The sequence below is a fragment of the Streptomyces sp. NBC_00207 genome, from assembly GCF_045160965.1.
Lineage (GTDB): Bacteria > Actinomycetota > Actinomycetes > Streptomycetales > Streptomycetaceae > Streptomyces.
The window spans coordinates 2,372,383-2,396,082 of record NZ_CP130715.1 but is presented as its reverse complement, the minus strand read 5'-3'; the positions used below and the strand labels follow the sequence as shown (position 1 = coordinate 2,396,082).

Annotated in this window: 24 protein-coding genes; 21 read left to right on the top strand and 3 right to left on the bottom strand. The window is 71.2% G+C overall.

The genetic code is table 11. From position 1 onward, the window contains the following. Window positions 1-3: 3 nt before the first annotated feature. The 3 genes from hisS to OG472_RS11460 all read left to right on the top strand — a co-directional run bounded on the left by hisS (window position 4) and on the right by OG472_RS11460 (window position 3,408). Window positions 4-1,263, top strand: a complete 1,260-nt coding sequence (gene hisS / locus OG472_RS11470; protein ID WP_401609366.1) for a histidine--tRNA ligase — start codon at window positions 4-6, stop codon at window positions 1,261-1,263. A 127-nt stretch (window positions 1,264-1,390) separates the two neighbouring features. Then, complete coding sequence (locus OG472_RS11465; RefSeq protein ID WP_401609369.1) at window positions 1,391-2,008, top strand: vitamin K epoxide reductase family protein; 618 nt, start codon at window positions 1,391-1,393, stop codon at window positions 2,006-2,008. A gap of 53 nt (window positions 2,009-2,061) precedes the next feature. Then, window positions 2,062-3,408 (top strand): replication-associated recombination protein A, encoded by a 1,347-nt coding sequence (locus OG472_RS11460; protein ID WP_405941379.1) that lies wholly within the window; start codon window positions 2,062-2,064, stop codon window positions 3,406-3,408. Between the two features lie 125 nt (window positions 3,409-3,533). Here the strand turns inward: OG472_RS11460 and OG472_RS11455 are convergent, their stop codons facing one another. Beyond that, window positions 3,534-4,442 carry a DUF2470 domain-containing protein gene (locus OG472_RS11455; protein ID WP_405829306.1) on the bottom strand — a complete coding sequence of 303 codons (909 nt, stop codon included), beginning with the start codon at window positions 4,440-4,442 and terminating at the stop codon, window positions 3,534-3,536. A 55-nt stretch (window positions 4,443-4,497) separates the two neighbouring features. On the opposite strand from OG472_RS11455, the gene rpsD reads away from it, so the two are divergent. Continuing rightward, window positions 4,498-5,109, top strand: coding sequence for a 30S ribosomal protein S4 (gene rpsD, locus OG472_RS11450; protein ID WP_008740451.1), 612 nt, complete (start codon window positions 4,498-4,500; stop codon window positions 5,107-5,109). A 143-nt stretch (window positions 5,110-5,252) separates the two neighbouring features. Here the strand turns inward: rpsD and OG472_RS11445 are convergent, their stop codons facing one another. Continuing rightward, window positions 5,253-7,481 carry an ATP-binding protein gene (locus OG472_RS11445; RefSeq protein WP_405941378.1) on the bottom strand — a complete coding sequence of 743 codons (2,229 nt, stop codon included), beginning with the start codon at window positions 7,479-7,481 and terminating at the stop codon, window positions 5,253-5,255. A 159-nt stretch (window positions 7,482-7,640) separates the two neighbouring features. On the opposite strand from OG472_RS11445, the gene OG472_RS11440 reads away from it, so the two are divergent. The 15 genes from OG472_RS11440 (at window position 7,641) to nusB (ending at window position 21,083) form a co-directional block, all read left to right on the top strand. Continuing rightward, window positions 7,641-8,084, top strand: a complete 444-nt coding sequence (locus tag OG472_RS11440; protein WP_401609377.1) for a DUF948 domain-containing protein — start codon at window positions 7,641-7,643, stop codon at window positions 8,082-8,084. A gap of 8 nt (window positions 8,085-8,092) precedes the next feature. Further along, on the top strand, window positions 8,093-8,437 hold the full coding sequence (locus OG472_RS11435; RefSeq protein ID WP_362803126.1) for a DUF6167 family protein: 345 nt from the start codon (window positions 8,093-8,095) through the stop codon (window positions 8,435-8,437). Beyond that, entirely contained in the window at window positions 8,437-11,106 is a 2,670-nt protein-coding gene (alaS, locus tag OG472_RS11430; RefSeq protein ID WP_401609381.1) for an alanine--tRNA ligase, read from the top strand. Before OG472_RS11435 ends, alaS begins: the two co-directional genes overlap by 1 nt. A 2-nt stretch (window positions 11,107-11,108) precedes the next feature. Further along, the gene (ruvX, locus tag OG472_RS11425) at window positions 11,109-11,579 is read left to right on the top strand and encodes a Holliday junction resolvase RuvX (RefSeq protein ID WP_150256582.1); all 471 of its coding nucleotides are present in this window, start codon (window positions 11,109-11,111) and stop codon (window positions 11,577-11,579) included. A 128-nt stretch (window positions 11,580-11,707) separates the two neighbouring features. After that, window positions 11,708-13,489, top strand: coding sequence for an endolytic transglycosylase MltG (mltG, locus tag OG472_RS11420; RefSeq protein ID WP_405829300.1), 1,782 nt, complete (start codon window positions 11,708-11,710; stop codon window positions 13,487-13,489). Between the two features lie 6 nt (window positions 13,490-13,495). Continuing rightward, complete coding sequence (locus OG472_RS11415) at window positions 13,496-14,323, top strand: shikimate dehydrogenase (protein ID WP_405941377.1); 828 nt, start codon at window positions 13,496-13,498, stop codon at window positions 14,321-14,323. A gap of 115 nt (window positions 14,324-14,438) precedes the next feature. Continuing rightward, window positions 14,439-14,630 (top strand): hypothetical protein, encoded by a 192-nt coding sequence (locus OG472_RS11410; protein WP_401609388.1) that lies wholly within the window; start codon window positions 14,439-14,441, stop codon window positions 14,628-14,630. Between the two features lie 134 nt (window positions 14,631-14,764). Continuing rightward, on the top strand, window positions 14,765-15,949 hold the full coding sequence (gene aroC / locus OG472_RS11405; RefSeq protein WP_361767794.1) for a chorismate synthase: 1,185 nt from the start codon (window positions 14,765-14,767) through the stop codon (window positions 15,947-15,949). After that, window positions 15,946-16,464: a shikimate kinase gene (locus OG472_RS11400; RefSeq protein WP_405941376.1), complete on the top strand. Its 519-nt coding sequence runs from the start codon at window positions 15,946-15,948 to the stop codon at window positions 16,462-16,464. Before aroC ends, OG472_RS11400 begins: the two co-directional genes overlap by 4 nt. Continuing rightward, entirely contained in the window at window positions 16,461-17,552 is a 1,092-nt protein-coding gene (aroB, locus tag OG472_RS11395) for a 3-dehydroquinate synthase (protein WP_383572764.1), read from the top strand. The genes OG472_RS11400 and aroB overlap by 4 nt, the downstream gene beginning before the upstream one ends. Then, window positions 17,549-17,989, top strand: a complete 441-nt coding sequence (gene aroQ / locus OG472_RS11390; protein ID WP_383572762.1) for a type II 3-dehydroquinate dehydratase — start codon at window positions 17,549-17,551, stop codon at window positions 17,987-17,989. The genes aroB and aroQ overlap by 4 nt, the downstream gene beginning before the upstream one ends. Window positions 17,990-18,081: 92 nt before the next feature. Then, window positions 18,082-18,846: an AAA family ATPase gene (locus tag OG472_RS11385; protein ID WP_401609395.1), complete on the top strand. Its 765-nt coding sequence runs from the start codon at window positions 18,082-18,084 to the stop codon at window positions 18,844-18,846. Between the two features lie 72 nt (window positions 18,847-18,918). Continuing rightward, window positions 18,919-20,025 carry a M24 family metallopeptidase gene (locus OG472_RS11380; protein ID WP_405941375.1) on the top strand — a complete coding sequence of 369 codons (1,107 nt, stop codon included), beginning with the start codon at window positions 18,919-18,921 and terminating at the stop codon, window positions 20,023-20,025. 59 nt (window positions 20,026-20,084) lie between these two features. Continuing rightward, complete coding sequence (gene efp / locus OG472_RS11375) at window positions 20,085-20,651, top strand: elongation factor P (RefSeq protein ID WP_030706328.1); 567 nt, start codon at window positions 20,085-20,087, stop codon at window positions 20,649-20,651. 3 nt (window positions 20,652-20,654) lie between these two features. Beyond that, complete coding sequence (gene nusB / locus OG472_RS11370; protein WP_319721152.1) at window positions 20,655-21,083, top strand: transcription antitermination factor NusB; 429 nt, start codon at window positions 20,655-20,657, stop codon at window positions 21,081-21,083. A 150-nt stretch (window positions 21,084-21,233) separates the two neighbouring features. Here the strand turns inward: nusB and bldD are convergent, their stop codons facing one another. Beyond that, a complete protein-coding gene (gene bldD, locus OG472_RS11365) occupies window positions 21,234-21,734 on the bottom strand; it encodes a transcriptional regulator BldD (protein ID WP_007263032.1) in 501 nt (166 codons plus the stop codon). Window positions 21,735-22,023: 289 nt separating this feature from the next. Here bldD and pyrR point away from each other — a divergent pair, with 289 nt between their 5' ends. Together pyrR and OG472_RS11355 are read left to right on the top strand one after the other, a co-directional pair. After that, on the top strand, window positions 22,024-22,599 hold the full coding sequence (pyrR, locus tag OG472_RS11360; RefSeq protein ID WP_405941374.1) for a bifunctional pyr operon transcriptional regulator/uracil phosphoribosyltransferase PyrR: 576 nt from the start codon (window positions 22,024-22,026) through the stop codon (window positions 22,597-22,599). Window positions 22,600-22,710: 111 nt separating this feature from the next. After that, the gene (locus OG472_RS11355) at window positions 22,711-23,700 is read left to right on the top strand and encodes an aspartate carbamoyltransferase catalytic subunit (RefSeq protein WP_401609402.1); all 990 of its coding nucleotides are present in this window, start codon (window positions 22,711-22,713) and stop codon (window positions 23,698-23,700) included.

The following is a 23,700-nucleotide window of genomic DNA, read 5'->3' as shown; positions in this document are numbered from 1 at the left end:
TCCGTGAGCACCTTCAAGGCCCCCAAGGGCACGTACGACCTGATCCCGCCGTTCTCGGCGAAGTACCTCGCGGTGCGCGACGCGATCTCCGCCCCGCTGCGCAAGGCCGGGTACGGCTACATCGAGACGCCCGGCTTCGAGGACGTGAACCTCTTTGCGCGCGGTGTCGGCGAGTCCACCGACATCGTCACCAAGGAGATGTTCACCCTCACCACGAAGGGCGGCACCAACCTCGCCCTGCGCCCGGAGGGCACCGCCTCCGTGCTGCGCGCGGCGCTGGAGGCCAGCCTGCACAAGCAGGGCAACCTTCCGGCCAAGCTCTGGTACTCCGGCTCGTACTACCGCTACGAGCGCCCGCAGAAGGGCCGCTACCGCCACTTCTCGCAGGTGGGCGCCGAGGCGATCGGTGCCGAGGACCCGGCGCTGGACGCCGAGCTGATCATCCTGGCCGACCAGGCTTACCGCACGCTCGGCCTGTCGAACTTCCGCATCCTGCTGAACTCGCTCGGCGACAAGGAGTGCCGCCCGGTCTACCGCGAGGCGCTCCAGACCTTCCTGCGCGGCCTCGACCTCGACGAGGAGACCGTCCGCCGGGCCGAGATCAACCCGCTGCGCGTCCTCGACGACAAGCGGACCGACGTGCAGAAGCAGCTGGTCGGCGCCCCGGTGCTGCGCGACTACCTGTGCGACGCCTGCAAGGCGTACCACGAGGAGGTCCGCGAGCTGATCACGGCCGCCGGAGTGGCCTTCGAGGACGACGAGAAGCTGGTGCGCGGACTCGACTACTACACCCGCACCACCTTCGAGTTCGTCCACGACGGTCTCGGCGCGCAGTCCGCGGTCGGCGGCGGCGGCCGCTACGACGGCCTGTCCGAGATGATCGGCGGACCGGCGCTGCCCTCGGTGGGCTGGGCGCTCGGCGTGGACCGCACGGTGCTGGCCCTGGAGGCGGAGGGCATCGAGCTGGACATCCCGGCGACCACGGCGGTCTTCGCGGTGGCCCTGGGCGAGTCCAAGCCGAAGGTGTTCGGGCTGGTGACGGAGCTGCGCAAGGCGGGCGTCGCCGCGGACATGTCGTACGGCGGCAAGGGTCTCAAGGGCGCGATGAAGGATGCGAACCGCAGCGGTGCGCGCTTCGCCATCGTCGCGGGCGACCGGGACCTGGCGGAAGGCGTGGTCCAGGTCAAGGACATGGAGTCCGGCGAGCAGGGCCCGGTGGCGCTGGCCGAGGTGGTCGACGTACTGCGGGCGAAGCTGGCCTGATCCGGCCGTCATCCGATGGGAAGAGGTGGGGTCCGCACAGCGGACCCCGCCTCTTCCCACTGGACCCACAGCTTGGTACGGCACAATGGCCGGTGCTTGTTGACCTTGTAGATGTGGAGCGGGCGGTATGACGACGACACGAGGTACGGACGCGGACACCGCCCGGGGGACCGTCGGCGGCAGCCGGGCGCTGGCCCTGCTGCTGGTGATCACGGGGGCCGCCGGACTGCTGGCCGCCTGGGTGATCACGATCGACAAGTTCAAGCTGCTGGAGGACCCGAACTTCACGCCGGGCTGCAGCCTGAACCCGGTCGTCTCCTGCGGCAACATCATGAAGAGCGACCAGGCCGCCGTCTTCGGCTTCCCGAACCCCATGCTCGGACTGGTCGCCTACGGCATCGTGATCTGCGTCGGCATGAGCCTGCTGGCCGGGGCCCGGTTCCGCCCCTGGTACTGGCTGACGCTGAACGCGGGCACCCTCTTCGGCGTCGTCTTCTGCGCCTGGCTCACCTACCAGTCGCTCTACAACATCAACTCGCTCTGCCTGTGGTGCTGCCTGGCCTGGGTCGCCACGATCTTCATGTTCTGGTACGTCACCTCGCACAACGTCCGCGAGGGCCTGCTGCCTGCTCCGGGCTGGCTGAAGGGCTTCTTCGACGAGTTCACCTGGGTGCTGCCGGTGCTGCACGTCGGGATCATCGGAATGCTGATCCTGACCCGCTGGTGGGACTTCTGGACCTCCTGACCGCTTTTCGACGGCGGGGCGGGCCTGTCGGTGGGCTCGCATAGGCTTCCTGTGTGGAACCAGACCTGTTCACCGCCGCTGCCGAAGAACGCCAGGAGAAGGACCCCGCGAGTTCCCCGCTCGCCGTCCGGATGCGTCCGCGCACCCTGGACGAGGTCGTCGGCCAGCAGCACCTGCTGAAGCCCGGGTCGCCGCTGCGGCGGCTGGTCGGGGACGGGGCCGGCGGCCCGGCCGGTGCCTCGTCGGTGATCCTCTGGGGCCCGCCCGGCATCGGGAAGACCACGCTCGCGTATGTGGTCAGCCAGGCCACGCAGAAGCGTTTCGTGGAGCTCTCCGCCATCACCGCGGGCGTCAAGGAAGTACGGGCGGTCATCGAGGGCGCCCGGCGCGCGGCCGGCGGCTACGGCAAGGAGACCGTCCTCTTCCTCGACGAGATCCACCGCTTCAGCAAGGCGCAGCAGGACTCGCTGCTCCCGGCCGTCGAGAACCGCTGGGTGACGCTGGTCGCGGCGACCACGGAGAACCCGTACTTCTCGATCATCTCCCCGCTGCTGTCGCGTTCGCTGCTGCTGACGCTGGAACCGCTGACGGACGCGGACCTGAGCGCGCTGATGAGGCGCGCGCTCACCGAGGAGCGGGGCCTGGGCGGGGCGGTGACCCTGCCGGCGGACGCCGAGGCCCACCTGCTGCGGATCGCCGGCGGCGATGCCCGGCGGGCCCTGACGGCGCTGGAGGCCGGGGCCGGATCGGCCATCGCCAAGGGCGAGACGGAGATCACCCTGGAGACGGTCGAGGAGGCGGTCGACCGCGCCGCCGTCCGCTACGACCGCGACGGGGACCAGCACTACGACGTGGCGAGCGCGCTGATCAAATCGATCCGGGGCTCGGACGTGGACGCGGCGCTGCACTACCTCGCCCGGATGATCGACGCGGGGGAGGACCCCCGGTTCATCGCGCGCCGCCTGATGATCTCGGCGAGCGAGGACATCGGCCTCGCGGATCCGACGGCCCTGCCGCTCGCGGTGGCCGCGGCCCAGGCGGTGGCGATGATCGGCTTCCCGGAGGCCGCACTGACCCTCTCGCACGCGACGATCGCGCTGGCGCTGGCCCCGAAGTCGAACACCGCCACGACCGCGATCGGCGCGGCGCTGGCCGACGTACGGGCCGGGCTGGCGGGGACGGTCCCGGCGCACCTGCGGGACGGGCACTACAAGGGCGCGGCGAAGCTGGGGCACGCGCAGGGGTACGTGTACCCGCACGACGTCCCGGGCGCGATCGCGGCGCAGCAGTACGCACCGGACGAGCTGCACGGGAAGCGGTACTACGAGCCGACGCGCTACGGAGCCGAAGCCCGCTACGCGGACGTGGTGGAAAAGGTCCGGGAACGGCTGCGGGGCTGAAACCTCCAGCCCCGCCGGCGTTTGAGGCGCGGGCGCGGAGCGCCGTGTAGTGACGGGGGGCCGGGTTTCCGCCCGACGCCGGGACGGCCAAGGCGCAGCCGGCCGGGCCGGCCGGCCGCGTGCCCTCAGTGAGAGGCCGCCGAGAAGAGCGTGTGCATCGCCCGCCGCAGGCCGCAGACGTCCGTCACCGGCTCCGGGAAGTCGAAGCGGGCGTCGAAGGAGCCGGCGGCGGCGCCGGTGAAGCGGACGCGCAGGCCCAGGCGGTCCAGGGAGAGGGGGACGGCGCTCATGCCCCGGGCCCCGCGCGGGCCGAGCAGGCCGCACAGCTCGCCGATCCGGTCCCCGTGGGCCGCGTGCAGGTGCTGCAGTAGCTCGCTCTCGTGGGCGACCATCGGGTCGGGCTCCGCCGCGGCCAGGTCCTCCGGGTCCACGTGCTCGGCGCCCCACAGGTCGTCCACCGAGATCTCGCCGACCTCCAGCCGCAGCATCATCCACGCCGGGCGGGCCGAGTACGGGAGGTCCGAGGCCTCCGACAGGCCCAACAGCTCGCCCACCGGGTGGCGCTCCGCGAGCAGCGCCGCGCAGGCCGCGCGGTCGTCACCGCGCACCGGCGTCAGCCACCCGGCCAGCCAGGCGCGACCTCGGATACGATGTGGGACGGACACCGGCGCCACGTCCGTGATCTCGATCACGGCGGTGAGGTCGTCGTCCTGGGCGTGAGCGGCTGCTCTGGCAGCCGCGGATTCCCCGGAAACAAGGAGAATCACGTCCCCGTCCGGGGTGACGGTCCGCGCGGCCGGCATCCCTGTCCCGAACTCCTCGTGCTCGTGACTGTCACGAGCACCGATGAGCGTGAGGGATACTGAGGCGTTGGACTCTACGAGGGTTCGTACGCGTTCGGCTCCGGTGAGCTGCCGAACGCCTTCCCTGGGACGCGGCTGACCTTGCTTATCGTCGGCGCAAGCGGATTCTGTTTCGTCTGAATCCGGACTGCGCTGCGCACTGGGCAGGGGGATCCCATGTGGTCGAGACATTACGTCCTCCTCGCTAAGGTAAGCCTCACCTAACTTACATGGAGGTAGGTTCCACGTGAACCAGAAGCGACCCAAGGTCAAGAAGTCGCGTGCCCTCGGCATTGCGCTGACCCCGAAGGCCGTCAAGTACTTCGAGGCCCGCCCCTACCCGCCGGGCGAGCACGGCCGTGGCCGCAAGCAGAACTCGGACTACAAGGTTCGTCTGCTGGAGAAGCAGCGTCTGCGCGCTCAGTACGACATCTCTGAGCGTCAGATGGCCCGCGCGTACGACCGCGCCAAGAAGGCCGAAGGCAAGACGGGCGAGGCGCTTGTCGTCGAGCTCGAGCGTCGTCTCGACGCCCTGGTTCTGCGTTCGGGCATCGCCCGCACCATCTACCAGGCCCGCCAGATGGTCGTTCACGGCCACATCGAGGTCAACGGCGACAAGGTCGACAAGCCGTCGTTCCGTGTCCGCCCGGACGACGTCATCACCGTGCGCGAGCGCAGCCGCGAGAAGGTTCCGTTCCAGGTTGCCCGTGAGGGTGGCTACGCAGGCGAGGGCGAGACCCCGCGCTACCTGCAGGTCAACCTGAAGGCCCTGGCCTTCCGCCTGGACCGCGACCCGAACCGCAAGGAAATCCCGGTCATCTGCGACGAGCAGCTCGTCGTCGAGTACTACGCCCGCTGATGCAGGCCTAGTCTCACTGGCTGGTCAGCCCGCCGTCCCCTCCGGGGGGCGGCGGGTTTTCCCGTTCACGGGCCGCGCCGCCCCGCGGCCTACGGCCGGTTCGCCGCCTGCGCCCGACCCGCGGCCTGCGCCCGCCTCGCGGCCTACGGCTGGTCCGCCGCCGCCGCGCGGCGCGACCTCCGCGGGCCGCCCGCCCCGCCCCGTCCCGCCTGCCGGGACACCCGGGCCGCGCCCCCGCGCTCGCCGGGGCCACACTGTGCCCGCCCGACCAGCGCCTCGCGGCTCAGCTCCCGCCCCTCGGCCGCGTACGCCGCGTACCGCTCGGCGCCCAGCAGCTCGCCCGCCCGCTCCAGGCACATCAGCCGCGGGGCGTTGAAGTAGCCCGAGCCGAACAGCTGCAGCCCCACCCCGCCCCACATCGGCTCCGCCGCGCCCTGCAGCAGCGCGGCCTCGGCCGGATCCCCCTCCGCGACCGTGACCAGGGCCAGCAGCTCCAGCGCGAGCACCAGCCCGACCAGATCGTGGAAGGCGTGGTTGATCGCCACGCACTCGTTGAGCAGCCGCCGGGCCTCCTGCGCGTCCCCCTCGTCCAGGGCCGCGTACGCGAGCACGTACAGCGCGTAGGCCTTCGTCCAGCGCTCCCCGCGCTCCTCGCAGATCTCCCGGACCTCGCGGCACAGCGTGAGCGCGCCGGGCAGGTCACCGAGGAAGGCCAGCGCCATCCCCAGTTCCACCTGGCACATCAGCACGTTGCTGTTGAGCTCCCCGAGCGCCCGGTACTGCTCCAGCGCCGCGCCCAGCAGCTCCCGGGCCCGGGCCATGTCGTCCGAGACCAGCGCCAGGCAGCCCAGCCGGTGCACCGCGTAGGCCGAGGCGAGGGCGTTCCCGCTCTGCGCCGCCGCGTCCCGGCACTCGTACAGGGCGCTCATCGAGGCCGCCGCGTCCCCCTGCAGGGCCGCGACGTAGCCCAGCACCCACAGGGCCTTGAGCCGCGAGTTCTCGTACTCCGTCAGCGCCCCGCCCGCGGGCTCCAGGGTCCGGTCCAGCCAGTGCCGCCCCTCCGTCAGCCGCCCGCAGCCCGCCCAGTAGAACCACAGGGTGCCCGCCAGGTACCGGCCCAGGTGCAGCTCGTCCGGCTCGTCCAGGCAGCACTCCAGGGCGAGCCGCAGATTCGGCAGCTCCGCCTCCACCAGCGCGGCGACCTCCTGCTGGCGCGGGCTGAACCAGTCCAGCTCGCACCAGGTCGCCAGCCCCATGTACCAGTCCCGGTGCCGCCTGCGCAGCCGCCGGGCGTCGCCCAGCGCCTCCAGCCAGCCCGCCCCGTACACCCGTACGGTCTCCAGCATCCGGAAGCGGACCCCGGCGGCCGTCTCCTCGCGGACCAGCAGGGACTGGTCCTGCAGCTCCCCGACGAGGTCCAGCACGTCCTCCACCGGCACGTCCGCCCCCGCGCACACGTACTCGGCGGCGTCCAGGTCGAACTGCCCGGCGAACACCGACAGCCGCGCCCACAACAGCCGCTGCGCGGGCGTGCACAGCTCGTGGCTCCAGCCGATCGCCGTACGCAGCGCCCGGTGCCGGGGCAGCGCCCCGCGCGCCCCGCCCGTCAGCAGCGCGAAGCGGTCCTCCAGCCGGGCCAGCACCTGCACGGGGGACAGGGTCCGCAGCCGGGCCGCCGCCAGCTCCAGGGCCAGCGGGATCCCGTCGAGGCGCTCGCACACCTCGACCAGCACGTCCCGGTTCGCCGCCGTCACCGCGAAGGCCGGATCGGCGGCGCCGGCCCGCGCCGCCAGCAGGGCCAGCGCCTCCTCCGGGACCGGCGGGGCCAGCGGGAAGGCCAGCTCCCCGTCCAGGGCGAGCGGGCGCCGGCCCGCCGCGAGCACCCGCAGGCCGGGGGAGCGGCGCAGCAGATCCCCCACCAGGTCCGCGGTCTCGTCGACCAGCTGCTCGAAGCCGTCCAGGACCAGCAGCAGCCGCCGTCCGGCCAGGTGTTCGGCCAGGACGGTCCGGGGCGGCCGGGTGGTGTGGTCGGTCAGCCCGAGCGCCTCGGAGACGGTCAGCTCCAGCAGCGCGGGATCCCGTACGGAGGCCAGCTCGGCCAGCCACACCCCGTCGCCGTTTCGTTCCTGCGCCGCCCGTGCCGCGAGCGTCCCCTCCGCTCCCCAAGCCCCCTGCGCGGCCTCGGCGGCCGACCGGGCGGCCGCGAGCACGAGCCGGGACTTGCCCACCCCGCCCACGCCGGTCACCGTCACGAGCCGGGAGGAGTCCAGGAGCCGCCCCAGCTCGGCGAGTTCGGCACCCCGCCCGATGAACCGGCCCAGCTCCGAGGGAAGATTGCCCCAGGGCCTGTCTCGCAGGGGTCTGTGTCGCATGGGACACGGAGGGTACTGGTCCGGATGCGCTGCGTTCAAGGCGGTGCCTCCCGACCCCCTATTCCGGTACGGCCGGGGATCCCCGGCGCGATAGGGTCGGAGGACCATTGGGGAATCGGTGCAGCCGGCAGTTCAGGCGCAGACAGAGAGCGGTGTGACGTGTCCGGTGTAGAGGTGGCCGGGATCATCGTGGCCGTCTTCTGGGCCATCCTGATCTCCTTCCTCGCCGTGGCGCTGGTGAGGCTGGCCCAGGTGCTCAAGGCGACCACCAAGCTGGTGGCCGACGTGACCGACCAGGCCGTTCCGCTGCTGGCCGACGCCTCCACGACCGTCCGCTCCGCGCGCACCCAGCTGGACCGGGTCGACGCCATCGCGAGCGACGTCCAGGAGGTCACCTCCAACGCCTCCGCACTGTCCTCCACCGTGGCCACCGCCTTCGGCGGGCCCCTGGTGAAGGTCGCGGCCTTCGGCTACGGCGTCCGCAAGGCGCTGGGCAAGGGGGATGCCGCGGCGTCGGGCGGCATGCCGCCGAAGGCATCCCGACGTAACGTGATCGTTGGCCGTACGGTGCCGCCCGCCCGGCGCCGGAAGCAGAAGGGCTGAGACCGCCGATGTTCCGCCGAGCCTTCTGGTTCACCGCCGGCGCAGCCGCCGGCGTGTGGGCCACCACCAAGGTCAACCGTCAGCTCAAGAAGCTGACGCCGGAGAGTCTCGCAGCCCAGGCGGCCGACAAGGCCGTGGAGGCGGGGCACCGCCTCAAGGACTTCGCCCTCGACGTCAAAGCGGGAATGACGCAGCGCGAGGACGAGCTGAACGACGCACTGGGGCTCCACCAGGACCCCGACCGGCCCGACAACGTCACCGCCCTTCCCGGGCCGCGGCGGCTGCGGGCCATCGAGAACGACCACACCACCCACCGACCAACGTTTTCGTACGACCGGAATGAGGACCACTGATGGAGTCGGCTGAAATTCGCCGCCGCTGGCTGAGCTTCTTCGAGGAGCGCGGTCACGCCGTTGTCCCTTCGGCGTCGCTCATCGCGGACGACCCGACTCTGCTGCTGGTGCCCGCGGGCATGGTGCCGTTCAAGCCCTACTTCCTGGGCGAGGTCAAGCCTCCGGCGCCGACGCTCACGAGCGTGCAGAAGTGCGTCCGTACGCCGGACATCGAAGAGGTCGGCAAGACCACCCGCCACGGCACGTTCTTCCAGATGTGCGGGAACTTCTCCTTCGGCGACTACTTCAAGGAAGGCGCCATCAAGTACGCCTGGGAGCTGCTCACCAGCTCCGTGGCGGACGGCGGCTACGGCCTCGAGCCGGAGAAGCTCTGGATCACCGTCTACCTCGACGACGACGAGGCCGAGCAGATCTGGCGCGAGAAGATCGGCGTGCCGGCCGAGCGCATCCAGCGTCTGGGCAAGAAGGACAACTTCTGGTCCATGGGCGTCCCGGGCCCCTGCGGCCCGTGCTCGGAGATCAACTACGACCGCGGCCCCGAGTTCGGCGTCGAGGGCGGCCCGGCCGTCAACGACGAGCGCTACGTGGAGATCTGGAACCTGGTCTTCATGCAGTACGAGCGCGGCGCCGGCGACGGGAAGGAAGACTTCCCGATCCTCGGTGACCTGCCGTCGAAGAACATCGACACGGGTCTCGGCCTCGAACGCCTCGCGATGATCCTGCAGGGCGTGCAGAACATGTACGAGACCGACACCCTGCGCGTGGTCATGGACCGGGCCACCGAACTGACCGGCGTGCGGTACGGCGCCGAGCACGGCACGGACGTCTCGCTGCGCGTGGTCGCCGACCACATCCGCACCTCGACCATGCTCATCGGCGACGGCGTCACCCCCGGCAACGAGGGCCGCGGCTACGTGCTGCGCCGCATCATGCGCCGCGCCATCCGCAACATGCGCCTCATGGGCGCCACCGGCCCGGTCGTCCAGGACCTCGTCGACGTCGTGATCAACACGATGGGGCAGCAGTACCCGGAGCTGGTCACCGACCGCAAGCGCATCGAGACCGTCGCGCTCGCCGAAGAGGCCGCCTTCCTGAAGGCCCTCAAGGGCGGCACGAACATCCTCGACACCGCCGTGAGCGAGACCAAGGCCGCCGGCGGCACCGTCCTCTCCGGCGACAAGGCGTTCCTGCTCCACGACACCTGGGGCTTCCCGATCGACCTCACCCTGGAGATGGCCTCCGAGCAGGGCCTCTCCGTGGACGAGACCGGCTTCCGCCGCCTGATGCAGGAGCAGCGCGACCGGGCCAAGGCCGACGCCAAGGCCAAGAAGACCGGCCACGCCGACGTCTCCTCGTACCGCGAGATCGCGGACCGGGCCGGCGCCACCGAGTTCACCGGCTACGCCACCAACCAGGGCGAGTCCACCATCGTCGGCCTCCTGGTCAACGGCGTCTCCGCGCCCGCCGCCTCCGAGGGCGACGAGGTCGAGGTCGTCCTCGACCGCACCCCCTTCTACGCGGAGGGCGGCGGCCAGCTCGCCGACCAGGGCCGCATCAAGCTCGACACGGGCGCCGTCATCGAGGTCCGCGACGTCCAGCAGCCCGTCCCCGGCGTCTCCGTGCACAAGGGCTCCGTCCAGGTCGGCGAGGTGACGGTGGGTGCCTCCGCGTACGCCGCCATCGACGTCAAGCGACGCCGGGCCATCGCCCGCGCCCACTCGGCCACCCACCTGACCCACCAGGCGCTGCGCGACGCCCTCGGCCCGACCGCCGCCCAGGCCGGTTCGGAGAACTCCCCGGGCCGCTTCCGCTTCGACTTCGGTTCGCCGAACGCCGTTCCCGGCTCGGTCCTCACCGACGTCGAGCAGAAGATCAACGACGTGCTCTCGCGCGAGCTGGACGTCACCGCCGAGATCATGAGCATCGACGAGGCCAAGAAGCAGGGCGCCATCGCCGAGTTCGGCGAGAAGTACGGCGAGCGCGTGCGCGTCGTCACCATCGGCGACTTCTCCAAGGAGCTGTGCGGCGGCACGCACGTCGGCAACACCTCCCAGCTGGGCCTGGTGAAGCTGCTCGGCGAGTCCTCCATCGGCTCCGGCGTGCGCCGCGTCGAGGCCCTCGTGGGCGTGGACGCGTACAACTTCCTCGCCAAGGAGCACACGGTCGTCGCCCAGCTCCAGGAGCTGGTCAAGGGCCGTCCGGAGGAGCTGCCGGAGAAGATCGCCTCCATGCTCGGCAAGCTGAAGGACGCCGAGAAGGAGATCGAGAAGTTCCGCGCGGAGAAGGTCCTGCAGGCCGCCGCCGGTCTCGCCGCGAACGCCCAGGACATCCACGGCGTCGCCCTCGTCGTCGGCCAGGTGGCGGACGGCATCGGCGCCGACGACCTGCGCAAGCTGGTCCTCGACGTCCGCGTCCGGATCCCCGGCGACCGTCCGGCGGTCGTGGCCCTGTTCACCGTGGCGGGCGGCCGCCCGCTGACGGTCATCGCCACCAACGAGGCGGCCCGCGAGCGCGGCCTCAAGGCCGGCGACCTGGTCCGTACGGCCGCCAAGACCCTCGGCGGCGGCGGTGGCGGCAAGCCGGACGTCGCCCAGGGCGGCGGCCAGAACCCGGCCGCCATCCCGGAGGCCATCAGCGCCGTCGAGCGCCTCGTCGTCGAGACGGCCTGACGATGACGCTGCGCCGCGGCCGCCGGCTCGCCATCGACGTCGGGGACGCCCGGATCGGGGTCGCCTCGTGCGACCCCGACGGGGTGCTCGCCACACCGGTGGAAACCGTCCCGGGCCGGGACATCCCCTTCGCCCACCGGCGGCTGCGGCAGCTCGTCGAGGAGTACGAGCCCCTCGAAGTCGTGGTCGGCCTCCCCCGCTCGCTCAGCGGGCGGGAGGGGCCGGCGGCGGCCAAGGTGCGTGCCTTCGCGAACGAACTCGCCAAGGGCATCAAGCCGGTGACGGTCCGTCTGGTCGACGAGCGGATGACCACGGTCACCGCCGCACAGGGACTTCGGGCCTCCGGGAAGAACGCCAAAAAGGGCCGGTCGGTCATCGATCAGGCAGCCGCTGTGGTGATCCTTCAGAACGCTCTTGAGACCGAACGGGTATCAGGTAATCCGCCCGGTGAGTGCGTCGAAGTGGTTGTCTGATCGCGATACGGTAACGTTCCGCGCGATGAGACGGCATTCGAACAGCCGTCGCCCACCGTCAAAGAGGCGGAACCGGGTGCCACGGACGACGGAGTCCGTGGCCTCCGTCTCGCGGCTCTAGGGGACCGATGACTGAGTATGGCCGGGGCCGTGGCCCCGAACCCTGGCACCCCGAGGATCCCCTGTACGGGGACCAGGGGTGGACCGGGCACCAGACCCAGCAGGGCGAGGTGCCCTACGGCGGTGCGCCCCAGCAGGAGTACCCACAGGAGCCCCAGTACCAGCAGCAGTACCCCCAGGAGTACCAGCAGCAGTACCCGGAGTACGGGCAGCAGCAGTACCAGCAACAGCAGTACCAGCAGCAGTACCCGGACCAGCAGCAGTACGCCGCGCAGCAGGAGGCCTATGCCCTGCAGCAGCAGGCGTACGCCCAGCAGCAGGCCTACGCCCCGCAGCAGGCCTATGCCCCGCAGCAGGCGCAGCCCCACCCCCAGCAGCCGGTGTACGACACCCAGGGCTGGGACACCGGCCAGGGCCAGTACGCGGCCGCCGTGCAGGCCGACCCCTACGTGGGCGCGGACCCGTATGCGCAGCAGTCCGTCTCCGGCTACCCCGGTGAGTCCCCCGACCTCTACACCACGCCCGAGGCCTACCCGCCGCCGCAGCCCCCGGGCCGGCGCCACCTGGAGCCGGAACCGGCCGAGGAGGAGGCCGAGGAGCCCGAGGGCGGCTTCCTCGCCGGCGGCGGTCGCGACGGCGACGACGACGGTGACGAGCCCGGCGACGGTAGCCGCGGCGGCCGCTCGAAGGGCGGCAAGCAGAAGAAGCGCAGCGGCATGGCCTGCCTGATCGCCGCCGTCGTCATCATCGGCGTGGTCGGCGGTGGCGGCTACTACGGCTACAGCTACCTCAAGGCCAGGTTCGGCGCCGCCGAGGACTTCGCGGGCGAGGGCACGGACGAGCTGGTCGACGTGGAGATCCCCAAGGGCGCGCTCCTGGGGCAGATGGGCCGCATTCTCAAGGACGCCGGCGTGGTCGCCAGCGCCCAGGCCTTCGTCGACGCCGCGAACAACAACCCCAAGGGCAAGTTGATCCAGCCCGGCACCTACCCGATGAACAAGAAGATGTCGGCTGCGGCCGCCGTCGCGCTGATGATCGACCCGTCCAAGCTCAACGTCATCACCGTCACCGAGGGCATGCGCAACACCAAGGTGTACGACGCGATCGACAAGAAGCTGGGCAAGCCCGCCGGCACCACCAAGGAAATCGCGCTGCGCGAGGCCAAGAACCTCGGCCTGCCTGCCTGGGCGGGCAACGACCCGAAGCTGATCGACCCGCTCGAAGGCTTCCTCTACCCGACGCGCTACGACCTGGGCAAGGACAGCACTCCCGAGTCCCTGCTCAAGGAGATGGTCAAGAACGCGACCGCCAAGTACACGGAGCTGGGCGTCGAGGGCAAGGCCAAGGAACTGGGTCTGGACAACCCGCTCCAGGTGGTCACGGTCGCCAGCCTCGTCAACGCCGAGGGCAAGAACCACGACGACTTCCGCAAGATGTCCGAGGTCGTCTACAACCGCATGAAGAAGACCAACGACGTCACGAACCAGAAGATCGAGTTCGACTCGACGTACAACTACGTCAAGAACCAGAGCGAGATCAACTTCAACCTCAAGGAAGCCCAGGCGTTCAACAACCCCTACAACACGCACTTCATCAAGGGGCTGCCCGTCGGCCCGATCGGGAACCCGGGGCTGGACGCGCTGACCGCTACGCTCAACCCGGATCACGGCGGCTGGATGTTCTTCGTGTCGGTCGACGGCAACACGACGACCTTCACCAAGACCTACGACGAGCACCTCAAGCTCGTCGCCGAGTTCCAGGAACGGCAGAAGCAGAAGAACGGCGGATAGCAGGACATGTCACGCATAAGGGCCGCGGTGCTGGGTTCGCCCATCGAGCACTCCCTCTCACCAGTGCTGCACCGCGCCGCGTACCGGGAGCTCGGCCTCGACGACTGGTCGTACGACCGCTTCGAGATCGACGAGGCCGCGCTCCCGGAGTTCGTCGCCGGACTCGGGCCCGAGTGGGCCGGGCTGTCGCTGACGATGCCGCTCAAGCGGGCGATCATCCCGCTCCTGGACGGCATCAGCGACACGGCCGCCTCGGTCGAGGCGGTCAACACCGTCGTCCTCACGGGGGACGGCCGGCGCCTCGGTGACAACACGGACATCCCCGGCATCGTCGCCGCGCTCCACGAGCGCGGCGTCGAGAAGGTGTCCTCGGCCGCCGTCCTCGGCGCCGGAGCCACCGCCTCCTCGGCGCTGGCCGCGCTCTCCCGGATCTGCTCCGGCGAGGTCACGGTGTACGTCCGCTCGCGGGGGCGCGCCGACGAGATGCGGCAGTGGGGCGAGCGGCTCGGCGTCCCCGTCCGCACGGCCGACTGGTCCGAGGCGGCCGAAGCGCTCGCCGCGCCCCTGGTCATCGCCACCACCCCGGCCGGGGCCACCGACGAACTGGCCGCCGCCGTGCCCGATGCCCCGGGCACCCTCTTCGACGTCCTCTACGACCCCTGGCCCACGGCCCTCGCCGCCGCCTGGTCGCAGCGCGAGGGCAGGCTCCTCGGCGGCCTGGACCTCCTCGTGCACCAGGCGGTCTTCCAGGTCGAGCAGATGACCGGCCGCTCCCCGGCGCCGCTCGAGGTGATGCGGCGCGCGGGCCTCGCGGCCCTGGCCGGATCCCACTGAGGTTCCGGCACCGCAGGGAGATCCCGCCAATTCCGACGATCTTGGCGGGAAATCGGATACTCGCCGGTAATGTCACCCGTTAGGCTGTTCACCTGCATATTCACAGGGGGACGGGATGGGCGGGGCGGACACGGAGCAGGTACTCGCGTCGAAGTGGGACCTCCCCTTCGCGCTGTTCAGCCTCGTCAGGGTGGCCTTCGGAGACCTGCCCCTCTGGGCCAAGGCCACCGTTTTCGGACTCATAGGTTCCGTCGGCGTGTGGACGGGGATCAGCTGGCTCCGCGGGCGCCGCAGCCGGGTCCGCTGACCGGCCGGGCGTCCGATAGCTGGACCGGGGCCCGGGAAACCGCTCCGGACATGGGAGGATTCGGGTGAGGCGGGTCCGGGCCGCGCACCCTGATCGCGCCGTCGCTGTACCAGGCGCGAGCATGAGGAGCATCGTTGAGCAGGTTGCGTTGGCTGACCGCCGGGGAGTCGCACGGACCGGCACTGGTAGCGACGCTGGAGGGCCTTCCCGCCGGCGTCCCGGTCACCACCGAGCTGGTGGCCGACCACCTGGCCCGGCGCCGGCTCGGCTATGGCCGCGGTGCCCGGATGAAGTTCGAGCAGGACGAGATCACCTTCCTGGGCGGCGTCCGGCACGGCCTGTCGCTGGGTTCGCCCGTGGCCGTCATGGTCGGCAACAGCGAATGGCCCAAGTGGGAGACGGTCATGTCGGCCGACCCGGTGGACCCCTCGCTGCTCAAGGACACCGGCCGTAACGCGCCGCTCACCCGCCCGCGCCCCGGCCACGCCGACCTCGCGGGCATGCAGAAGTACGGCTTCGACGAGGCCCGGCCGATCCTGGAGCGCGCCAGCGCCCGCGAGACCGCCGCCCGCGTCGCCCTCGGCGCGATCGCCCGCTCCTTCCTCAAGGAGGTCGCCGGCATCGAGATCGTCTCGCACGTGGTGGAACTGGCCGCGGCCAAGGCCCCGTACGGCGTCTACCCGACCCCGGCCGACGTCGAGAAGCTCGACGCCGACCCGGTGCGCTGCCTCGACGCCGACGCGAGCAAGGCGATGGTCGCGGAGATCGACCAGGCCCACAAGGACGGCGACACCCTCGGCGGCGTCGTCGAGGTGCTGGCCTACGGCGTCCCCGTCGGCCTCGGCTCGCACGTGCACTGGGACCGCCGCCTCGACGCGCGCCTGGCCGGCGCCCTCATGGGCATCCAGGCCATCAAGGGAGTCGAGGTGGGTGACGGCTTCGAGCTCGCCCGCGTGCCCGGCTCCAAGGCGCACGACGAGATCGTCTCCACCCCCGAGGGCCTCAAGCGCACCTCCGGCCGCGCCGGCGGCACCGAGGGCGGTCTGACCACCGGTGAGCTGCTGCGCGTCCGGGCCGCGATGAAGCCCATCGCGACCGTCCCGCGGGCGCTTGCGACCGTGGACGTGGCGACCGGAGAGGCGACGGTGGCCCACCACCAGCGCTCCGACGTCTGCGCCGTCCCGGCCGCGGGCATCGTGGCCGAGGCCATGGTCGCCCTCGTGCTGGCCGACGCCGTCGTCGAGAAGTTCGGCGGCGACTCGGTCCCGGAGACCCGCCGCAACGTCCGGTCGTACCTCGACAACCTGCAGATCCGGTGACGGGCGGACCACTGGTCGTCCTCGTCGGCCCCATGGGGTCCGGCAAGTCCAGGGTGGGGGCGCTGCTCGCCGAGCGGCTCGGCGTCCCCTACCGGGACACCGACGCGGACATCGTCGCGGCCCAGGGCCGGGAGATCTCCGACCTCTTCGTCGACGAGGGCGAGCCGTACTTCCGTCAGCTGGAGCGGGAGGCGGTCGCCGCCGCCGTCGCCGAGCACACCGGAGTCCTCGCCCTCGGCGGCGGCGCCGTCCTCGACGAGGGGACCCGCAAGCTGCTCACCGGCCTGCCCGTCGCCTACCTGTCGATGGACGTCGAGGAAGCCGTACGGCGCGTGGGCCTCGGCGCCGCGCGCCCGCTGCTCGCCGTCAACCCGCGCCGCCAGTGGCGCGAGCTGATGGACGCGCGGCGCCCCCTCTACACCGAAGTCGCGCGCGTCGTGGTGGCCACCGACGACCGCACCCCCGAAGAGGTCGCCCAGGCGGTCCTCGACGCTCTGGAGATGAAGGACGTATGACAGACCAGGTGACGCGGATCCAGGTCGGCGCGAGCGCCGGACACGACGCGTACGACGTGCTCGTCGGGCGGCAACTGCTCGGCGAGCTCGGCTCCCTGATCGGTACGAAGGCCCAGCGGGTCGCCGTGATCCACCCCGAGGCGCTCGCCTCGACCGGTGAGGCGCTGCGCGACGACCTCGCCGAGCAGGGCTACGAGGCGGTCGCCATCCAGGTGCCGAACGCCGAAGAGGCCAAGACCATCGAGGTCGCCGCCTACTGCTGGAAGGCCCTCGGCCAGTCCGGCTTCACCCGTACCGACGTCATCGTCGGCGTCGGCGGCGGAGCCACCACCGACCTCGCGGGCTTCGTCGCGGCCAGCTGGCTGCGCGGGGTGCGCTGGGTCGCCGTACCGACCACCGTCCTCGCGATGGTGGACGCCGCCGTCGGCGGCAAGACCGGCATCAACACCGCCGAGGGCAAGAACCTGGTGGGCGCCTTCCACCCGCCGGCCGGTGTGCTGTGCGACCTCGCGGCGCTGGACTCGCTGCCGGTCAACGACTACGTCAGCGGCCTCGCCGAGATCATCAAGGCCGGATTCATCTCCGACCCGAAGATCCTCGACCTGATCGAGGAGGACCCGCAGGCGGCCCGCACGCCGCAGGGCCCGCACACCGCCGAGCTCATCGTGCGCTCCATCCAGGTCAAGGCCGACGTGGTCTCCAGCGACCTCAAGGAGTCGGGGCTGCGCGAGATCCTCAACTACGGCCACACCCTCGCGCACGCCATCGAGAAGAACGAGCGCTACAAGTGGCGGCACGGCGCGGCCGTCTCGGTCGGCATGGTCTTCGCCGCCGAACTCGGCCGGCTCGCGGGCCGGCTCGACGACGCGACCGCCGACCGGCACAAGGAGATCCTCGCCGCCGTCGGGCTGCCGCTCACCTACCGCGGCGACCAGTGGCCCAAGCTGCTCCAGACCATGCAGGTCGACAAGAAGTCCCGGGGCAACCTGCTGCGCTTCATCGTCCTCGACGGACTGGCCAAGCCGACCGTCCTGGAGGGCCCCGACCCGGCGCACCTGATCGCCGCCTACGGGGAGGTGTCCGCGTGAGCCGCCCGGTGCTCGTGCTGAACGGTCCGAACCTCGGCCGGCTGGGCTCGCGCGAGCCCGACGTGTACGGGGCCACCTCGTACGCCGGACTGGTCGAGAGCTGCCGCACCCTGGGCGAGGAGCTCGGCTTCGACGTCGAGGTCCGGGAGACCAACGACGAGGGCGAGCTCGTGCGCTGGCTGCACGAGGCGGCGGACGGGAAGATCCCCGTGGTCATCAACCCGGGGGCCTTCACCCACTACTCGTACGCCATGCGGGACGCGGCCGCGCAGCGCACGGCGCCGCTGATCGAGGTGCACATCTCGAACCCGTACGCACGCGAGGAGTTCCGGCACACCTCGGTCATCGCGGCCGTGGCGACCGGCACGGTGGCGGGCTTCGGCATCGGTTCGTACCGGCTCGCGCTGCGCGCACTGGCGGACGAGATCTCCAGCTGACACTCTGCCTGGCGGTGCTGGTGGACGCTCTGACCTCTGCGGTCATATAACGTTCTCGCATCAGTCGCCGGAACGAGACGGAGTGGCAGCGGATGCACCAAGGAGTGGGGGGCGGGGGAGCGGGCTGGGGACAGCCGGGACACCACCCGGCGGCGCCCCCGCAGCCGCCCATACCCCCGGCGCAGGGCTGGCCGGGCGCGCCCCGGCCGCAGCCCGGGCACCAGCCCCCGCCGCCCCCGTACTCGGTGCCACCCGTGCCGGAGGCCACCGGGCACATCCCGCTGCCGCCCGCGGTGGCGGGGACCGGAGCGGCCGTGCTCGCCGTCCTGCTGATCGGCCCGGCCGGCGCGGGGAAGACCACCGTCGCGCGGCACTGGGCCGGCACCCGGCCCGTGCCGACGGCCCACATCAGCCTGGACGACGTCCGGGAGTGGGTGTGCTCGGGCTTCGCGGACCCGCAGGCGGGCTGGAACGAGCACTCCGAGGCCCAGTACCGGCTCGCCCGCCGGACCTGCGGCTTCGCCGCCCGCAACTATCTGGCGAACGGGATCTCCTGCATCCTGGACGACGCCGTCTTCCCCGACCGGCCCGTGGTCGGGCTGGGCGGCTGGAAGAGGCACGTGGGGCCCACGCTGCTGCCGGTGGTGCTGCTGCCCGGCCTGGAGATCGTCCTGGAGCGCAACGCGCACCGCTCCGGCAACCGCCGCCTCTCCGACGAGGAGGTCGCGCGGATCCACGGCCGGATGGCCGGCTGGTACGGCTCCGGCCTGCCCATCATCGACAACTCCCAACTCGACGTCGAGGGCACGGCACGCGCCCTGGACGAGGTGCTGGCCCGGGCCCTGACAGGGCAGTAGGGGCGGCCGGCCGCGCCCCGTCCGGACGCGCTCACCAGGCCGGATCCGCGGGGCGCTCGTACGCTCGAAGACATGTCAGACGTGTACGCCGCCCGCCGGGGCCTGCTTCGCGACCGATGCGCCGCCGCGGGGAACGCCGCCGCGCTGATCACGCGTCCGGCGAACGTCCGCTACCTCTCCGGAGCGTCCCCGCTCGGCGCCGTACTGCTGGTCGGGCCCACCGAAGACGTGATGTTCTGCTCCGGCGCGCCCACCGGCGAGGCGGACGAGGGGCGCCTCGACGAGCACCTGAGGGTCTCCGTGCTGGGGAACCCGGGCGCCGACCCGGCCGTCGCGGCCGCCGACATGGCCGCCGGCGTACGGGCCGACTCCCTCGCGGTGGAGGAACACCACCTCACCGTCGGCCGGCACCGGGCCCTGCGCTCGGTGGCGCCCAAACTGCGCCTCGCCGACCTCGGGACCGCGGTGGAGCAGCAGCGCCTCGTCAAGGACGAGGAGGAGATCGCCTGCCTGCGGATCGCCGCCGAGATCGCCGACCAGGCCCTCGGCGAGCTGCTGGAATCCATCCTCGTGGGACGCACCGAACGCCACCTCGCCCTGGAGCTGGAGCGGCGGCTCGTCGACCACGGGGCGGACGGTCCCGCCTTCCCGACCTCCGTCGGCACCGGCCCGCACTCGGGCCGCTCCCGGCACCGGCCCTCCGACCGCCGGGTGGAGGAGGGTGACTTCCTCTCGGTCTGCCTCGGCGCCAACTACCGCGGCTACCGGTGCGAGATCGGCCGGACCTTCGTCATCGGAACCAGCCCCGCGGACTGGCAGATCGCGCTGTACGACCTCGTGTTCACCGCCCAGCGGGCGGCCCGCGAGGCCCTGCTGCCCGGTGCCGCGTACCGCGACGTGGACCATGCCGCACGCTCCGTCCTGGACTCCGCGGGCCACTCGGAAGCCCTCGCTCCGTGGACCGGACACGGCGTGGGCCTCGAAATCGACGAGGACCCGCAGCTTGCACCTACGGCAATGGGTAAACTGGACGCTTGCGTGCCGGTCACCGTCGAACCGGGGGTTCACCTCCCGGGCCGGGGAGGTGTCCGGATCGATGACACGCTCGTCGTACGCCCCGAGGCGGACGGCGGTCCCGAGCTACTCACCATTACGACCAAGGAGCTGCTCGCGCTCTAGCCCGCTCTGCCGGGCTGTGCGCGCACCCGTGGTCTTCCAGTGCAGGAGATTCCGCAACCGTGGCTTCCACGAACGACCTCAAGAACGGCATGGTGCTGAAGCTCGACGGGGGCCAGCTCTGGTCCGTCGTCGAGTTCCAGCACGTCAAGCCCGGCAAGGGCCCGGCCTTCGTGCGCACCAAGCTCAAGAACGTGCTCTCGGGCAAGGTCGTCGACAAGACCTTCAACGCCGGCGTCAAGGTCGACACGGCCACCATCGACCGCCGCGACATGCAGTTCTCGTACATGGACGGCGACTACTTCGTCTTCATGGACATGGACACCTACGACCAGCTGATGGTCGACCGCAAGGCCGTCGGCGACGCCGCCAACTTCCTGATCGAGGGCTTCACCGCCTCCGTCGCCCAGCACGAGGGCGAGGTGCTCTACGTCGAGCTCCCGGCCGCGGTCGAGCTCAAGATCCAGCACACCGACCCGGGCGTCCAGGGCGACCGCTCCACCGGTGGCACCAAGCCCGCCACGCTGGAGACCGGCTACGAGATCCAGGTCCCGCTCTTCATCACCACCGGCGAGACGGTCAAGGTCGACACCCGCACCAGCGACTACCTCGGCCGGAAGAGCAACTAACCCGTGGCTGCTCGGAGCAATGCGCGCAAGCGCGCCTTCCAGATCCTTTTCGAGGCGGACCAGCGCGACGTGCCCGTGCGCGAGGTCCTCGCGGACTGGATCCGCCACTCGCGGTCGGACGACCGGCAGCCGCCGGTCAGCGCCTTCACGATGGATCTCGTCGAGGGGTACGCCGACAAGGTGAACCGCATCGACGACCTGATCGTCACCTACGCCGTGGACTGGGAGCTCGACCGCATGCCGGTCGCCGACCGGAACATCCTGCGGCTCGGTGCCTACGAGCTGATCTGGGTGGACGACACCCCGGACGCCGTGGCCATCGACGAGGCCGTCCAGCTGGCCAAGGAATTCTCGACGGACGAGTCGCCCTCGTTCGTGAACGGGCTGCTGGCCCGGTTCAAGGACCTGAAGCCGAGCCTGCGCCGCGAGTAGCCTCCGGCGGTTCGGCACAGCGGAGGGGCCGCAGCGCACGCGCTGCGGCCCCTCCGCTTTTCCGGGACAACGAAAACCGGCGGGTGCCGGGAACCCTCTCGGGTTCCCGGCACCCGCCGGTAACGTTTCTGCTGGTCCTGGAACCGGGGACTAGATGTCCTCGTGCGCCACGGCACGGCGCGCATCCGCGTCCAGCACGCCCCAGCTGATCAGCTGCTCGGTGAGGACCGAGGGGGACTGGTCGTAGATCACGGCCAGGGTGCGCAGGTCGTCCTGGCGGATCGACAGCACCTTGCCGTTGTAGTCGCCGCGCTGGCTCTGGATCGTCGCCGCGTAACGCTGCAGCGGGCCGGCCTTCTCGGCCGGAACGCCCGCCAGGCGCTCCAGGTCGAGGCGCAGCTTCGGCGGCGGCTCGGCAGCCCCGCCGGGAGTCGTGCCCGGCAGCAGTTCCTGCACCGGAACCCCGTAGAAGTCCGCCAGCTCGGCAAGGCGCTGGACGGTCACGGCGCGGTCCCCGCGCTCGTAGGACCCGACCACCACGGCCTTCCACCGGCCCTGGGACTTCTCCTCGACACCGTGGAGGGAAAGGCCCTGCTGGGTGCGGATGGCGCGGAGCTTGGCCCCGAGCTGTTTGGCGTATTCGCTGGACATAACGCTCCCGGACGCTGTGACGCTGTGACGACATGGACGCTGTGACGACATTGACCACGTGCGGCTCCGCCGCGCGGCTGGTAACTCACTGTGAGGTTACGCAGCGTTACTTGGATGCGTCAAGCCGAATGGTCTTCACCGCCCCCTCAAGAGGGGCCCCAGCAGCCCCGTGAGAGCCCCTGCGCACCAGGTCGGTGCCCGACGACCGGCCGCACCCTGGTACCGTGGGACACGTACATCAGACGTCCTTTAAGGTCCGTCCCGTGAGGCGGAGAAGGAGGTCCTTTTCATGGACACTCAGCAGCACTCCGATTCCACGCGCCCCGTACTCGAAGCGCAGGACATCGCGCGGGTCCTGACCCGCATCGCCCACGAGATCGTCGAACGCGCCAAGGGCGCCGACGACGTGGTGCTCCTCGGCATTCCCACCCGCGGCGTGTACCTCGCCCGCCGGCTGGCCGCCAAGCTCGAAGAGATCACCGGCACGAAGATCCCGGTCGGCTCCCTCGACATCACCATGTACCGCGACGACCTGCGGATGAAGCCCGCCCGCGCGATCGGCCGCACCGAGATCCCCGGCGACGACCTCGACGGCCGCCTCGTCGTCCTCGTCGACGACGTGCTCTTCTCCGGCCGCACCATCCGCGCCGCGCTCGACGCCCTCGGCGACCTCGGCCGCCCGCGCGCCGTGCAGCTCGCCGTCCTCGTCGACCGCGGCCACCGCGAACTGCCGATCCGCGCCGACTACGTCGGCAAGAACCTCCCCACGTCGCTGCGGGAGACCGTCAAGGTCCAGCTCCAGGAGGAGGACGGCCGTGACGCCGTGCTGCTCGGCCAGCGGACCGCCCAGGCAGCAGGGCTGTAGCCCTTACACGCAACGGCCCCCGACGGGGGGCCGTGCCGAGGCCTGCCCTGCCCGCCCGCACTCTGCCCGTCAGTCCGCCTGCCTGCCCTCCCGACCTACGGAGCCATCCAGATGAAGCGCCACCTCATCTCGGCCGCCGATCTCACGCGCGACGACGCCGTCCTGATCCTCGACACCGCCGAGGAGATGGCCCGCGTCGCGGACCGGCCGATCAAGAAGCTGCCCACCCTGCGCGGTCTCACGGTCGTCAACCTCTTCTTCGAGGACTCGACCCGCACCCGGATCTCCTTCGAGGCGGCCGCCAAGCGGCTCTCCGCCGACGTCATCAACTTCTCCGCCAAGGGTTCCTCCGTTTCCAAGGGCGAATCCCTGAAGGACACCGCGCTGACGCTGGAGGCCATGGGCGCCGACGCGGTCGTCATCCGCCACCACGCCTCCGGCGCCCCCTACCGGCTCGCGACCTCCGGCTGGATCGACTCCGCCGTGGTCAACGCCGGCGACGGCACCCACGAGCACCCCACCCAGGCCCTGCTGGACGCCTTCACCATGCGCCGCCGCCTGGTCGGCCGCGACGCCGGCCTCGGCAAGGACCTGAACGGCCGCCGGATCACCATCGTCGGCGACGTCCTGCACAGCCGCGTGGCCCGCTCCAACGTCCACCTGCTGCACACCCTCGGCGCCGAGGTCACCCTGGTGGCCCCGCCCACGCTCGTCCCGATCGGCGTCGAGACCTGGCCCTGCGAGGTCTCGTACAACCTCGACGAGGTGCTGCCGAAGTCCGATGCGGTGATGATGCTGCGTGTGCAGCGCGAACGCATGAACGCCGCCTTCTTCCCGACCGAGCGCGAGTACTCCCGCCGGTACGGGCTCGACGGCGACCGCATGGCGAAGATGCCCGAGCACGCCATCGTGATGCACCCCGGCCCGATGAACCGCGGCATGGAGATCACCGCCCAGGTCGCCGACTCCGACCGCTGCACGGCCGTCGAGCAGGTCGCCAACGGCGTCTCCACCCGGATGGCCGTCCTGTACCTGCTGCTCGGAGGCTCCGAGCCCGCCGTCACCACCACCCCCGCCGCGCGCACCGAGGAGAGCAAGTAA